The following is a 15,477-nucleotide window of genomic DNA, read 5'->3' as shown; positions in this document are numbered from 1 at the left end:
GGGGTGAGTATCAGATTATCTGAACAAACGCCTGACGGAGCACTGGTACCAAATTCTGATGCCTGTATCGACCGAAGGTCATCTGATCCTTGTTCGGCTACGGGTTGTTGAGGAAGGCTGTCACTGCCCATTTCCACCGATGCAGCACTTGCCGTCTGCTGATGAATCCCCAGTTCAAACGCAGCGTCTGCGGTTGAGCACAGTCCAAACGTCAACAGCAAAGCCGCAAATGCGACTTGGAGAGATTTTCGGAGTGGGGGGGAGATGTGTACCATGACGCTAGTTTCACCTCTCAGGAATGCAATTGCAACCCTAGGTGGCTGAATCCATCGACATTTTCGGCAAATCCCAGAAAAATCAGAAACATCTCACCACCCGGCCAACCAATCCTCACTGGTCGATGCACTAGCGTGAATTCTCACTCAGCGATGTGTCTACAACTGGCCCCAAGGCCCGAAAGACAGGGGGCGAGCAGCAATTGCCCCGTCCCCCACATCTTGTAGCCCAGCCAAGCACCCGCGAGGTAGATCAGCACGTCTGACGCATCTGGTACAAGTGGTTTCAGAAACAACTGAGCGGATTCGATAGCAATTCCGAGAAGAATGATCGCGAAAATGCCCGTCACAGAGCAAACTCTCCTAGTGGTCGCTCCCTCACATCCGGAGATAGCATTTGCTGCCGCCGCTCCCAGGAGCCCGAAGGCCAAGAGCTTGCCCAGTAAATTGGAACCAGCTCCAAACTCTGTCCCCCAGTAGTATCGAACCAATGGCGGGGAAAACATTTCCCCCAGCCGAGATTGAACTTCGGCCCGGTTCGCGAACTGGTCGAACCGAAGCAAGAATCCGGCGGCGATTCCGGCAGCCAGCACCAGAGCGATCAGCGCCCTGAGCCACTGGTGTTGATTGAGCCGGAACAGGATGCCCAGTTGCCCAGCGGCAACCAGCCCCAAAAGTCCTCCTCCCCAACCCAAGACGACTTCGGTCATGGAGCTGAATCGCGTAAACACCGGCGCCTGAAAGACCTCAATCAAGAGCGGTATGGCGAGCAGCCCCCAGCGAGTGAGGCTGTTGTTGCGGCAGAAAAAGAGCAGGAACCCAACCGGAATGATGCGAACGGCCGACATTGTCAACCCCAGTCCAGTACCGATTGACGCTCGCCATGAGTCCAGGCGAAGCAGCTCCGCTCCTGGCAAAATCACAAGCTTTCCCGCGTCCCATTTGAGCTGCCATTCCGACCGCGTCAGCATCAGGTCGAATGGCAACATGGAGTACAACGCCAGGACAACGACATAACCGACGAGTATCCATTGTGAAATGATCGACGCGTTGTTCGGCGTGACGCGTGCACGGCCGATACGCGATCCAGTGGCAAGAAGAGGTCCACCAAGAATTGGCCACGCGATGGGTCCTGCGATTGCTCCCATCCAGCCAGCGAAAATGTCGTTTTGCGAGACGGTTCGTGGCGGAAACCAAATTTGTAAAAACTCGATGGCAATCACTAGAAATCCCACGCCCACCAAGACGCCCAGCATCAGGAGCATCGAACCCATTCGGATGCGGGCGTCGAAAAAGAGGGCACCGGCCGCGAAGAAGCCAATCGGCATGACTACCAAGGCGTTAGCAATCCAGTCGGCACGCTGATAGACGTTCAAGTTCAGCCAGGGCGTTTGGCGAAATCTTGTCAATGCCTCGTCCCATGGAATGGAACGGAACTGAAGAGGCACGAGCGAGGCGTAAACCAATAATACCACCGCGACAGCACACAACATCCAGAGTCGTTGGCGAATCGTTGCTGGATTCTGACTCGATGGATTGGGCAAATGACTCATTAACTGACTCACTGCCCAGCCAACCGGGCGATCAACTCGTAGCAGGCATTCGAGTTCGCGTTGACGCCCACGTAGGAGGGGATCAGGTTGATCGCCGCCCAATCCCCCAGGCCGTCATGGCTGGCACAAGGCAGTGGAACAAATGACAGTCCAAGCTGTTTTGCCAATCGGATTGCTCGTGGCATGTGTGCTGCGTTGGTGATCAAGCCGATGCGATCCGTTGTAAGATGGTTGTCGGTGCAATAGGCCATCAGCTCACGCATCTCCTCTCGCGTATTCTGACCGCCCAATTGCGTGATCGATTCAGCCGGGACTCCAATCGATACCAGCAGTTGCTCCGACTGCTCCGCATACGGCGTTGCTCCTCTCGCAAAAACAGTCGAACCGCCCGTCACGATCAGGTGCTGGGCACGTTTACTGTGCATCCATTGCGCTGCCAAGAGGAGACGTTGGCCATCGTTGCCTAGCTCCGGCAACCCGTTGGGCGCAAGCCGTGTACTGCCACCGAGCAACACCACATGCGTCAAACGCAAGTCGTCTGAAGGACGGGCATCCATTCCGGGCGGATCGATCAAACGATTCAGCTTGCCGGCCAACACGACATTCCCCGCTAGCCAGAGCAATGCGGAGAAGAGGAGATACCCAATCCAGTCTCGCGATTTTCCTCTCGCGAATTGCACCAACGCGGTCACGCTGATCGCAGTCCAAAGGAGACCGACGGGCATGGCGAATGCCGTCAACACTTTCTCGACTCCACTGGTTCCGAACCGGATCCCTGAGTAGACCGGTATCCCAATCCAGATCGTCGCGAACACCACGACGCTGATCCTCGTTCGTAGTGTTTGGGACATTGGCAAAGGTGGGCTTTGATCAACGTGTTGGAGGTGGAGATGGCAGTCTAAAAGGGTTCTGGTGACGCGATTCGCCACCATTTCAACACAAGCAACTCGGTGGAAACTTTTAAGGACAAAGGGACGGCAGGTGCCGCCACGTCAACATAGCTATCATCGCAACGCGTGATCTTGGCATGAAGACACGACACATCATATCCAATCGACTCGGAGAGTCACGACTATCGTCGCTCGACTTTCCAAGTCGAAAGCGTGCCCCGCCAAACGGATTGCCAATTCCAATCGGTGACGACCGCAGACACGCCCCGTCCCTCGCATTCGCCAAAGGGCTCTGCTCGACCTCCCCCAAATTCCCTGGAGGAGGTGACAGTGCACGTCGTTTAACGACTAGCCGCAGGCGTCATCGCTGCCACCAACCGGATTGCACCGCAAAGTCAATCGCCGCATCCTCCTACGCCTTCGGCTACGGGTCAAACGGTTCTGGAGGACGTATGGTCAGGGGTTGGGCGCATGATCGTGTTCGTTTTCGACTCGGAGAGTCGAACGACTATCGTCGCATCCTCCTACGCCTTCGGCTACGGGTCAAACGGTTCTGGAGGACGTATGGTCAGGGGTTGGGCGCATGATCGTGTTCGTTTTCGACTCGGAGAGTCGAACGACTATCGCCGCATCCCCCTACGCCGTCGGCTACGGGTCAAACGGCTCTAGAGGACGTATGGTTTGGGGTTAGGCGTATGATCGTGTTCGTTTTCGACTCGGAGAGTCGAACGACTATCGTCGCATCCTCCTACGCCTTCGGCTACGGGTCAAACGGTTCTGGAGGACGTATGGTTTGGGGTTGGGCGTGTGATCGTGTTCGTTTTCGACTCGGAGAGTCGAACGACTATCGTCGCTCGACTTTCCAAGTCGATAGCGTACCCCGCCATACATTTTGCCAGTTCCAATTGGTGACGTCCGCAGACACGCCCCGACCCTCGCATTCACATAATCCGCGTTAACCCTGTTGCTGGCCCCACAGCTCCAAAAACAACAAACTCCAAATCCTGTCTCCATGCCGCCATGTTTTCGATTGATGTTCATTCAACATCTGTTCGATCGCAGATGGCTGAAAGTAGTTGTGGCAAAAAGCTTGGTGGGACAATAGCGTGTCGCGAGCGAAGGATTGCAAATCGTTTCGGAACCATCGATCCAATGGCACGGAAAAGCCCATTTTGGGTCGCTCACGCAAACTCTTGGGCAAATACTTTTGGAAGGTTTGTGTCAGTACCGGCTTGATCTGACCGGGACGATCCAAGTCCGCAAAAGAAAACCGACCCGCCGCTTCGACAACGTGGTGGTCCAAGAAAGGGCTCCGGCATTCCAGACCGTGGGCCATGCTGGTGATGTCGACTTTGGCTAACAGATCACAGGGCAGATAAGACCGCAGATCCGTTCGCATCGCACGTAAGCCCGGCCGCATCCCAGTGGTTTGCCGGAGCAGTGACTCCAGGAACTGAAGCGATGATTCCGATGACATTTGCCGCTGCACATCTGGTTGATACATCGAATGCCGTCGTGATTGCGAAAATCCAGTCACCCAACTGACGTACCGCTTTTCTAAGGGCTCGCGCAGGATTGCCAACCGATGCTTGAGGCGTCGCCTCAATGATACTTCTGGACCACTCGGAATGACATGCCGCCACGGCCCCGTGATCGCTGCTCGAAGCGGCGACGGCAAACGATCAAAATTTCCCAAACGATCAACGGTCCGGTAGCGGTCGTATCCGGCAAACAGTTCGTCTCCGCCATCGCCTGTCAGAGCAACTTTGACATGTTGCTGTGTCATTTGGGATAGGTAATACGTTGGTACAGCGCTGCTATCCGCGAACGGTTCATCAAACAGCCAAACAAGTTTGTCCAGCAGGGACAGCGAATCGGGCTGTACCTCCATCAACGTGTGTTCGGTTTTCAGATGATCAGCAGCCGTTTGAGCGAACTGAGACTCGTCAAATCCATCAACTGGAAAACCGATGGTGAAGGTATGGGTCGGCTGCGCCGCATGTTCCTGCATCACACCGGTGATGATCGTCGAATCAATCCCACCGGACAAAAACGCGCCCAAGGGGACATCGCTGCGCATACGCAAGCGGACCGATTCGTCGACGACTTGTCGCAGGTTCTGCTGCAAATCATCACTTGAGGCTGTCGGGTCGGGTGTCAGTTCCGGATTCCAATAGCATCGAGTGGAAAGCTGCCCGTGTTCGTAGACCGCCAAGTGCGCTGGCGGCAATTTGTTGATTCCCTGATAGATCGTGCCTGGATGCGGGACGTAGCCATACGTCAAATACTCATCAATGGCTTGATGGCGGATCTGACGAGACGCGTCGGGTATCGCCAAGATCGCCTTGATTTCACTGGCAAAGAGCAAGCGGTTGTCTTGATGGCAGTAAACCAACGGTTTTTGACCGAGACGATCTCTCACCAAGACCAAGCGTCTGCGTTTGCGATCCCAAATAGCGATCGCAAACATTCCTCGCAAATGCAAAACGAAGTCATCACCGTATTGTTCGTACAGATGAACGATTGTTTCGCCGTCCGAGTGAGTTCGGAATCGATGCCCTTGCTGTTCCAATCCCGGTCGTAATTCTCGGTAGTTATAGATTTCCCCGTTGAACGAAACCCAAACCGTGTCGTCTTCGTTGGCCATCGGCTGTGCACCGCCGGCGAGGTCAATGATCGACAAACGCCGGTGGCCCAGCAAAATACCGGAGCCATCAGGATAGTCCTCGCGATGCACGCCCCGTCCATCTGGCCCCCGATGGGACAGAGCGTCGGTCATGCGATCGAAATCGCTTGAGTCGACGGGACGACAATCCGCCATCCATGTGGCGCCGGTTATTCCACACATGGAGCGTTACGTAGATTGATTTGGGGATGCGGCATCAGAATGAGAATCTGGGTCTAGAAATCGCGTTTTGACCACGCGGGCTGGGACACCAACTGCGATTGAGAATGCGGGGATCGGACGATTCACCACGGCGCCAGCGCCAACGATTGCGTGTTCGCCGATATCGGCCATCAGAATGGCACCGGCACCAATCCAAGCACCATCGCCGATTCGTACTTGCTGGTACGTCTGGCCTTGATCATGCATCGATCGCTGAGAGTCGGTGCTATCGTGTTCTCGTCCGCCGCTGAGGATTTGCACGCCATCAGCAAGCATCACTTCCTGGCCGATATCGGCATACCCGATGCTGCAATTGCGACCAATGTAGGCACGTTCTCCCACTCTTGCTTCCTGCATCGAAAACACGCTTCCCCAGCCAAGATAGACATCACGACCGCACTGCGACAGAACCTGGCGATAGAAAGCCTGTCGCAGGTAAACACCGCGCAATCCAGGAACCCGCGCGATGGATTCCGATGAAGACGTAAGGGCTCGAGAACCGATCACACGTTTCGTGATGCCATAACAGAGCAATCGAGGCAAAGCGAGAATCAGAAAAGCGAATTGTACCGATCGCTTGATGCCCACATTTGCGGTTGGAGCAACAGTCCGCCTGACATCGGCGGAGCGTGCGGTGCCTCCGCCATTGTCCGAATCGTGTGCGTTCATTGAAACAACCGATCGTAGACAGCGGCAACATGATCCATCCGTCGATCAAAGGCGTAGGATTGCACGATGTGCTGGCGAGCCTGGTTGGCCAAACGATCTCGTGACAGCGGATCTAGCAACAACTGAGTGATCGCATCGGTCATCTGTTGGCGGTTGCCGATATCAACCAACAAACCATCCTGACCGTCACGAATCAACTTCGGGACTCCGGCGACTCTTGTTGCGATCACCGGTGTTTCCATCGCCATCGCTTCGAGCACGACATTGGGGAGACCCTCGTTGGTGCTGCTCAGCACAAAAATGTCGGCTGCTTGTAACAGCATCTTTGGATCGGCCACATGCCCCAACAATCTGACACAGTCCTGTAACTGAAGACTCTTGATTTGTTGCTCCAGCGGCTCACGGCAATTTCCTTCGCCGCCGATCCAAAGCGTAACGCGGTGGCCCTGTGACCGCACCTGCGATACCACATCGATCAAATGATCAAACCCCTTTTCCGCCGAAAGACGTCCCAGGCCGACCAGCAGCAAACCAGATTCCGGCGACATCCCGAGACGTGACTTTGCATCCGACCGTGGAATCTGTCGTTTGTAAGCCTCCGTATCAATGGCGTTTTGAATCAAGTGCACACGACTTGCAGGGACAAGCCAACGTCGGGCGCTGCGTTGCAGATCATCGGACACCGCAATCACAGCATCGTAGAACGGTAAACATGCTTTTCCGACACTGGAATAGAGCTGGTTCTTGAATCCGGCAACGCCCCAACCGTGTGTCGTCGTCACGAGTTTCATTGGCCAGTGACGACGCACTTGCAGTCCCAATACGTTTGTCTTGTAGTCATGGGCGTGCCAAATCGACACCTTGCGTTCACGGCAAAGTTTCGCGAGGCGACGCACCAAGTCAAAGTCGATCGGAGCCCCGTCCGGCCAAGCAATGATTTCCGCACCCGCGTCCATTGCCTTTTCCGACAACTGATGGATGCCTGGATCGTCGCTAGGATGCAAGTACAGACACGCTGAGTCATACCCCAGTGCACGCAGGTAACGTGGCGAGTTCAAGATGGTCTTTTCGGGACCACCTCCCACACCGTTGACGATGCGTGTGTGCAACACGAACGGCAGTTCACTACCTGTCGCTCCTGGACTAGCGGAATCGAGTGTCGCAGTGCTCATCGTGGACACCTGATCGATTGACCTGCACACAACTGCGAATAGATGTGGTGGTAGCGCGAGTGCATGTCCACATTGCTGAACATCTGCTCGGCGCGTCGTCGACCGTGATCTCCAAGCCGATTTCTCATGCCAGGATCGTCGGCCAGCGTGCGGATATGATCGGCGATGCTGATGTCATCACCCGCTGACGACAACAGACCTGTTTCGCCATTCACAACCACCTCAGGAATGCCGCCCACTGAAGTGCTAACGCATGGCAACGAGGTTGCCATCGCTTCGATCAATGTCAACGGGATGCCTTCGGATACGCTGGACAGCAAAAACACATCGGCCGCTGGCAGCAAACGTCGGACGTCATCGCGCAGTCCCAGCAGAGAAACCGTTGAATGCAAACGGTGCTCGCCAATGAACGCTTCGATACTTTGCCGTTCCTCACCATCCCCCACTAAGAACAGTCGAATGTGCGGGGCGTCGCGCAGACGTTGCCAAGCACGCAGCGCCGTAGCGTGATCCTTCAGCGGGTTCAATCGAGCAACATGAAACACGGCGACTTGACCCTCCATGATTCCTAGCTCCCCACGCACTGTCGCCCTATCAGCCTCTGACGATCGAAACGCGTCGACATCGATGCCATTGTGGATCACCTGAATACGATCCGCAGAAAAACCTTCGTTCTGAATCAATGCTGTGCGAACATGGTTACCGACGGCCGTGATGTGATCACGACGGCCCAGCAAAAAGCGATTCGCAAACACCCGTTTTGGGCGTCGCGTGTCGGGGAAATGTCGGCCGTGTTCCGTGAACAGAATTGGAGGGCGGCGTCCCGGAAATCGGCAGAGCGACGCATAGAAAAACGGCGTGTATTGATGTGCGTGTATCACATCGACATCGTGATCCAAGCAGAACCGCCTCAGTCGCCTCGCCACGGCGTGATCGAATCCCGATCGCCGATCAAGCTTTTCAACAACGTATCCGCAATCCAGTAGCTCGTTTCCGATCGTGCCGATTTCGTCCAGGCACGCAAAGACAGTGTTGAACTTTCCAGCGGCGTTGACCGCATACTCGCGCGCCAGAACCTCAGCGCCGCCTACCGTCAGCGAATGCAGGACTTGGCAAATCGTTGGGAGATCATTTGACATGTGCGGCTATTGTGAAATCCAATTTCGCCACTGACGTCCGATTGGCGTTTCAGGAATCGTCTTCATCCATGGTGAAGGACGCAAGCCCCGGACTGCCAATTTCAAGAGACCCAATGGAGATCGTAGCGAAGATTTCAGATCTTGCTTTTGCGTCCTCAGTGGCAACCTGTCGGGCCATTGCCGATCGCTCCGTGTGGTTTCAACTTTTCGTGATTGATCGGCATCTGCTTGGAAATGATCGGCTAGCGGAAACTGTTGCAACGCGATCGCTGACGGTCGCGTGCCGTTGCGTGTGGGGAATTCTCGAAGTTGCTGCAGTGCGCTGGCAAAGAACTCGACTCCCGCATCGTGCATCGCTCGGCGTTCCGAATTCGGCAGGTAGCGGGAAATCATCATCATCGTCACGCCTTTTCTCATGTCTTGAGCCGCCCAAGTCTCGGTAGGGAACTCTAGAACCTTTGGTTCGCTCAAATAAAGACTTTCATTCTGTTGCATCCAACGACCAAAGCGAATCAAGCTGGCACGAATGTACTCGCACAACTCGGGATCTGTGTCGCCGACGACTGCCTCGTAGCGAGCTGCCGCCTGCAGTCCCACCGTGTAGGACCAACGCAATTCGGCGTCCAGCAGATTCAACTCAGCGATGTCATCCTCTGGATGGATCGCACGGCGAATCAATTCACCACATTTGTGCAAATAGCGTGGCTCACGGGTCAGTTGCCAGCCATCGATCAATGCATTGATTGAGTTGCCCACCCCGCGCCCCGGTCCGTGGTAGCCGGGGTCGGATGTCGAACTCGCGTTCCCGGTGGGCAGCGAGCTGACTGGAGCGAGAACGCTTTGGCAGCCATCGTCCATCGCAATCACCCAATTTGCGAGTGACAAGACCGCCTCTTTAGCGCGAGGACAGCCTGTCAAATGATGGTACAGCAAGAGCCCCGACGTGTAGTTGTGCTCATTGCTGGGGCCGCCACCATTGACATGGTGCTTGTCCCCCGTCATCAGACGAGAGTACGTACGGTGCGTCGCCAAGCCTGCATCACGGTAGTGCGACGTGTGCCAGAAAAGGCCCCCGTTATACGCGGCCTTGTCTTTCTCCGTGTGATAGATGTCGATGTCCATCACATGTTCCGCCAGTGGCCGAGCCAACGCCCACCAGCGCGGATCATAAGTTCTTAAATATTGACGCAGCAAGCCCTGCAGCAAATCGTACTGATTGTTGTAGTGGGAGATCACCGGCTTGGGGTCTTCTGAATAAGCTTCCTCGTGATCGGCCCAGGAATCACCGTAGTTTCGCCATCCGTATTCGTCGATCTGTTCTCGCTTCCAGAAAAAGTTGCGATCGCCCGACAGCATCTCTTCCAACAAATCCGCGTCCGTCGCGATCGACTGTCGCGGTGTTTTCGCGTCGACGCGCTCGCTTGCACCAGCTGTACTTGCCAGAGATTCAACGTTATGCCCCACAATGGAGCTGTTACCGAAATGTCCAATGGGAATGGAGGCAACCCATTCCAGTCCGTCCGTTTCTCGCATTCTGGTTTCGGTCGGAACAGCCACCAGTGGGCAATGCACCCAGTCCAGTTCATCAGGCCGCGAATCTGGACGAGCGATACTCAGCCAAACGGTTCTCGTGGTTTGTTCGCCCGGCTGTAGCTCCATGGCACCGCACGCGTGTTTGGGATACAGGTGTGTCTTGATTGACGAACCGTCAATCTCCATCGCGCTTGGAAATTTTTGCCAGAAATCGACCATCGTTGCGGCAAGGCAACTCCGGTGATCCTGGAGCTGCACCGTTGGTGCGGCACGTGTTCCTCGCGTCACTTTTCCATCCAACGTGACTTCGTAACCAGGCGATCCCGACAGAACATTGCCTTGGGCGTCAACATGCACGCGGCTTTGCCATCGTTGCCCGCCACTGTTGAGTTGACTAAGTGACCAGTTTTTCAGGTCGCTATGCATCCACTGAGAGTCCTGCTGTTCTTTCCAATGGAGCGTTCGGTCGGCAGCAAAGTCTGACGAGAACGAGAGGACTGCTGATTCGACATGCTCCGATTGTGGATCACCCAAGTCCCAGAACCCTCCTTGGTGTTCAGCTCGTCTGGGATTGTGCAGCGTCAGCTCTACCTTGAACAAACCAGCCGGCTTGTAGTGTGTCGCACGGATGATGAATCGAATCGGACGCCGTGCCCCCAGGTTCCCCGTCACACTGAGTGTTCGATAAACCGGACCGTCGGCGACTTGGTCACTATGCTGAATCTGCAACACCATTGATTCGCCGTTCTGTCGAACGACCGACAGCTCAGTACCGATTGACGCAAATGCATCGCGATCAACAGACAACAAGGATGGCAGACTCGACGCTGACGTTTTGGCAACCAATTCGTGCGTGTGAGTGGAACTCGCACTGACGGGATGGTCATCTGACAACCAGAATTCAGAGGCCGAATGTGACAGAATGTCTACGCATGCGGTGATCAGCACCCAACGCGGACGCCCAGACGCCCACTTGGATAGCACCGAGCACTGACACGCGGTGTGCTTGCCTGCCTCATCGATGATATGTGTCGGAAGCGTGCAGTTCTCGTCGGAAAATGGGATTCCGACCGAAACTGGTTGCTGGAATCGGTCGATTCCAGCAACCTCTCGAAGACAAAAGCTTCCGTGCTGCTTAGCGGCGATCATTTGGCCAGTGGGTGTGAGATTAGCATGAGTTGGAGTGTTGCCCAGACACAATCGCCTGCCCCGGGTTGGCGGCAATGCAATTCAATCGTTTAACGACAAGCCGTAGGCGACTGTGTTTTTAATAGGCTGTGTTTGCACATAATCATTTTGTGCAAGCCGGAACGTTGTCGCCTGCGGCTTGGCGTTAAACGAGTCAACTTTGCTCGACAACCTGTCTCAATACACTCGCTAAGACGACGCCGTCAGGGCTTCGGCCCGGCGTTCTTTTTCGATCTCGTCGATCTTTGGGTGGGGCACTAAGAATGAACCGATTCCTAGGATATCGATTCTGCCATCAAGAAACGCACGAATGGCGTCATCCGGCGAGCAGACGATCGGTTCTTCGTGCATGTTGAAACTCGTGTTGATTACCGAGGCGACGCCCGTCAACGCGTGATACGCCTTCAACAACTTGTAGAAACTGGGGTTCGTTCGTTCGCTGACCAATTGAGGACGCGCGGTCCCGTCGACATGGACGGCAGCCGGACATTGCGATTTCATTTGGTCGGTGCAGTCAAACGTGACGGTCATGAACTCCGCCGTCTTTTCGCATCCCTCCAGGTTCTTGAACAATCGCGGGGCTTCCTCGGCCAATGCGGCGGGCGCAAACGGCATGAACTCCGTCCGGCCCAACTGATGATTCAGCCATAGGTTCACCTCTGGATCCTGGGCGGGGTACAAAATCGAGCGGTTTCCCAGTGCCCGAGGGCCATACTCCATTCGTCCATGAAAACGCGCCACGATGTGATTCTTTGCCAAGTGTTCCGCGATCACATCTTCGATGTTCTCATGTTTGGTGAATGCCAGACAAGACGCAGTCAACGCGGCCTGAATTTCGTCGTCACTGTACTCAGGTCCCAAGTAAGCGTTTTCTAAAACCGTTGTCGGCCGCTGAGACGGATCCAGAGCCAGCATCGCCGCCCCGGTTCCACATCCACCATCGCCCATGTTGGGGTAAACGAAAACCGACTCAACGCCATCGCATTCGTGGATCCGCTGATTCAGCTTGACGTTGGCATTCACGCCCCCTGACAAACAGACATTGGAAAGACCGGTCTTATCCACCCAGAAGCCAGCGACCTGTTTGACAACCTCCTCCAACACGGTTTGGTAGGCAGCCGCCATGTCACGTTTGGAGAACGATTGTGCCAGCAACCGTGTGAAGTAAAAATTGGTCGCGGCTCGGATTCGGATGTCCCCTTGGTCCATTCCGGTGAATCGTTCACGAAGCACCGGTCCCAAGATTTCGGGATTACCGTACGCGGCGAGTCCCACGATCTTGCCCTCGTGGCGTCCCGGTCGATAGCCCAACGCGGACGTGACGTACTCGTAATACTGACCGAGCGAATTGGGAAAGGAGAACTCGTGCAGCTTTTCCAGACCATCCGCGCTGCCCCGATAGACGGCACCGCAGTTGCCGCTACCGTATCCATCAAACGACATCACCAACGCATCGCGGTATCCAGAGCAGTAGAAAGCATTGGCAGCATGACAGAGGTGGTGGTTGAATCGCTGCAACTTGGACAACAACCCAAGCTTGGTCAGTCCTTCGGTCAACTGTTGGGTCCGCAAGTGATGGTCCGCCGATGCGTCTCGTACCCAATGACGAAAGTTGCGTCGGTGCAGTCTCGCGTCCATCTTCGGTGAGTAGCCCGATAGGCTGTACAGCTTGCGTTTGTGCCACGCCTTGGGTGCCAGGATCTCCTCAGACGGTTGCAGGCCAGGGATTGGAATCGAAAAATCTGGGTGATAGCCTGACTTACGCAGCTTGGCCAATTCGTCCAAGGAGGCTTGAGTATCCGAGGCACCATGGAACTGTTCGTCCTGCTGCATGGCCTGTCGCATCAGATTGGTTTCTGTGTCTCCGTCAAAAAAGGAGTAAGCCACGACGTCGATGGAGTCCAATGACCACTGCGTCTGCTGGAGCCCCAGTTCGATCGCCCGAAACGGAAAGCCGTCCTGCAGCTTGGTGCGGGAGAGGCGTTCCTCCCCGCAGGCAAACAAGATCTTTCCGTCTTCGACGAATGAAGCGGTCGCGTCCTTGTCCAAAGGACTAATTCCTAAAACTCTCATGCTTGTTTTTCCAATGCGATCGCGATTTCAGAAATCGTCGATGGTTCAAATTCAGGAAGACGGTTCAGCAGTTGAAACGTACGCTCGATCCCATCGAAGATGCGATCCACCTGATCCTGCGAACGAGCGTAGGGACTCGGTCCGACGGACAAGGATGAACTGTGAACGGTGAAACATAAATAGGGAAGTTGCAATCGGGCGGCATTTTGGATCAACCAGAGCATCCGCTCGGCGCTTTCGGTTTCAAAATTCAACCAAATACGACGTGCAATCCGTGTTGCCTCCAGGATTCCTATGAGGCGCAGCTTGGAAATCCAGGAATGTTCAATTCCCGTGAAGATCGAATTCCAAAATAAAAAGGGCCGTCGGGAGTAGACACGCGTCAGCGGAAGACTCCACAGTGGAGTCGCGTTCGCGTCGTTACTGTCACCAATCCGAGTTGGTTGTTCGGTTTGATAACGATAGTCTGGGGCTCCGCGATCTTCCCAAGTGCTGAAGGGGCATATGGACGCGTCCACCAAAAAGCGATGCTTAAGCAGGAACTCCTGAGTGACACGCCCCGTAGAATAGCGACCGCCGCGGAAACTCGTTGGCAAAAAACCGTGATCCAGATGCCGCTGGTACGTGGTTTCCAGCTTTTTTCGAGCGACTGTCCCAGGCAGGTTTTCCAGAAAGGACATCTCGCGCGTGTTGTAGTCGTTCGGGCCTGAGTCACCCAGGGGAGGCGTGAGCCATGGATGCACATGCATCCCAATTTCCGTTTTGTTTGTCTGCGAAAAACCCTTGATCACCGACGCGGCGGCGGAGTTGTCCAACACGGCGTGATTCGTAAAGTAAGTCGTTGCCACACCGAATCGCTGGCACAGATCGTGAAAGCGATCCAGACGCGCAATGTTCTCGACCGAGTACTCCCGCACGGGAAACCCGCCCTGCCAATCCCACTCTTCTTCCGTGTCGATTGTGACGACAAATCTCAATGAATTACCCGAAATCTGTTGATATTCTGTGCTGGAGAAACTTGTGAGGTATTCTCAGTCGCCAACTCGCTCGCTAGCGATCTGCTGAATTGCACAAAGCTCTAAAGGCAACGATCAGTCGGCGAACGCTATGTTGCGTGATTCTTTGCGGTTTTTGACTGAAACGGCGAGACTATCAATCGCCAGCAGGCTCGTACAAGTGCATCGGCACGCGCAGCAAAATAGACAAAATAGACAAGCAAATATTGTGGCGATCTCAACCACTGTCCCTTCTTGAGGACCGCGCGCAATGTGTACGCAACTGGCGCAGCAAAAAGTCCCGCGATGCCAGTGAGCAAGATCCAATGACCCCAAGGGCCAGTTGTCAAAATCCCGACAACCATCAATACGAAGGATCCCACAAACAAAAACGGTGTTACCAGGCTTGGGATTTCCGCAAGAGTCAACCTGCCTTTTAGCAAACCGTCGTAGCTGTGTTTTCCGTGCCAAACTTCCTTCTTATAGAAATGCGTGAGTGTTCGCGGCTCACGATGATGCTGCACGGAAATGCCCGGATCGGAAATCGTGCGTCCCAAACGGTTCAAACGAAAGCCAAGATCAGCGTCCTCGCAGGTTTCAAGATTCGCGTCAAATCCGCCAATTTGATCGAAGCTTGATTTGCGAACCCAGACATTGGCAGAGGCCAACCAACTCACGTCCATTTGACGCGGCTGAGATTTTCGCTTTAAGAAACTCCACGCTTGCTGAACCCAAGTCGTATTGTTATCTGGAATGTCTGGAGGAGCTCCGGCGGAAACGACGTGGGGGTCCGCAAAATGGCGGACCGCATTCTCCGCCCATCCTGGATTGATCGTGCAATCTGCGTCTAGGAATGCGAGCAAATCCCCTGTCGCTATCGCGGCTCCGAGGTTCCTTTGTCCCGCAATGGTGTCTTTTTCCTTTTTCAGCACGGTTGCGTTGGCTGCTTCGGCGATAGCAACCGTATCATCCGACGAACCAGCATCGACCACAAAGATCTCCGTCACCGCGTCGCCACCGTGCTCGCTGAGCGATCGCAGGCACTGAGGAAGATATTCAGCTTCATTCAGCGTCGGAATGACAACAGAAACTCTCATTGCAGC

10 protein-coding genes are annotated in these 15,477 nt (G+C 54.9%); all 10 read right to left on the bottom strand.

Annotation, left to right across the window (positions count from 1 at the left end):
- Nucleotides 1–418: 418 nt before the first annotated feature.
- On the bottom strand, nucleotides 419–1,828 hold the full coding sequence (locus tag Pla52nx_RS14935) for a VanZ family protein (protein ID WP_146521733.1): 1,410 nt from the start codon (nucleotides 1,826–1,828) through the stop codon (nucleotides 419–421).
- An 8-nt stretch (nucleotides 1,829–1,836) separates the two neighbouring features.
- Nucleotides 1,837–2,679, bottom strand: a complete 843-nt coding sequence (locus tag Pla52nx_RS14930) for a YdcF family protein (RefSeq protein WP_197454844.1) — start codon at nucleotides 2,677–2,679, stop codon at nucleotides 1,837–1,839.
- A gap of 994 nt (nucleotides 2,680–3,673) precedes the next feature.
- Complete coding sequence (asnB, locus tag Pla52nx_RS14925) at nucleotides 3,674–5,566, bottom strand: asparagine synthase (glutamine-hydrolyzing) (RefSeq protein ID WP_146521731.1); 1,893 nt, start codon at nucleotides 5,564–5,566, stop codon at nucleotides 3,674–3,676.
- 6 nt (nucleotides 5,567–5,572) lie between these two features.
- Nucleotides 5,573–6,274: an acyltransferase gene (locus Pla52nx_RS14920; RefSeq protein WP_146521730.1), complete on the bottom strand. Its 702-nt coding sequence runs from the start codon at nucleotides 6,272–6,274 to the stop codon at nucleotides 5,573–5,575.
- Entirely contained in the window at nucleotides 6,271–7,446 is a 1,176-nt protein-coding gene (locus Pla52nx_RS14915; protein ID WP_146521729.1) for a glycosyltransferase family 4 protein, read from the bottom strand. Before Pla52nx_RS14915 ends, Pla52nx_RS14920 begins: the two co-directional genes overlap by 4 nt.
- Nucleotides 7,443–8,585 (bottom strand): glycosyltransferase, encoded by a 1,143-nt coding sequence (locus Pla52nx_RS14910; protein WP_146521728.1) that lies wholly within the window; start codon nucleotides 8,583–8,585, stop codon nucleotides 7,443–7,445. Before Pla52nx_RS14910 ends, Pla52nx_RS14915 begins: the two co-directional genes overlap by 4 nt.
- A 6-nt stretch (nucleotides 8,586–8,591) precedes the next feature.
- Nucleotides 8,592–11,267 carry a hypothetical protein gene (locus Pla52nx_RS14905; protein WP_146521727.1) on the bottom strand — a complete coding sequence of 892 codons (2,676 nt, stop codon included), beginning with the start codon at nucleotides 11,265–11,267 and terminating at the stop codon, nucleotides 8,592–8,594.
- Between the two features lie 228 nt (nucleotides 11,268–11,495).
- Nucleotides 11,496–13,379: a carbamoyltransferase family protein gene (locus Pla52nx_RS14900; RefSeq protein WP_146521726.1), complete on the bottom strand. Its 1,884-nt coding sequence runs from the start codon at nucleotides 13,377–13,379 to the stop codon at nucleotides 11,496–11,498.
- Nucleotides 13,376–14,356 (bottom strand): hypothetical protein, encoded by a 981-nt coding sequence (locus Pla52nx_RS14895; RefSeq protein WP_146521725.1) that lies wholly within the window; start codon nucleotides 14,354–14,356, stop codon nucleotides 13,376–13,378. The genes Pla52nx_RS14900 and Pla52nx_RS14895 overlap by 4 nt, the downstream gene beginning before the upstream one ends.
- A 128-nt stretch (nucleotides 14,357–14,484) precedes the next feature.
- Nucleotides 14,485–15,471 carry a glycosyltransferase gene (locus Pla52nx_RS14890; protein WP_146521724.1) on the bottom strand — a complete coding sequence of 329 codons (987 nt, stop codon included), beginning with the start codon at nucleotides 15,469–15,471 and terminating at the stop codon, nucleotides 14,485–14,487.
- Between the last annotated feature and the right edge of the window lie 6 nt (nucleotides 15,472–15,477).

It is taken from the genome of Stieleria varia, from assembly GCF_038443385.1.
GTDB classification, from domain to species: Bacteria; Planctomycetota; Planctomycetia; order Pirellulales; family Pirellulaceae; genus Stieleria; species Stieleria varia.
Note: the sequence above shows the minus strand (reverse complement) of the source record. Positions and strands in the feature narration are given on the sequence as shown.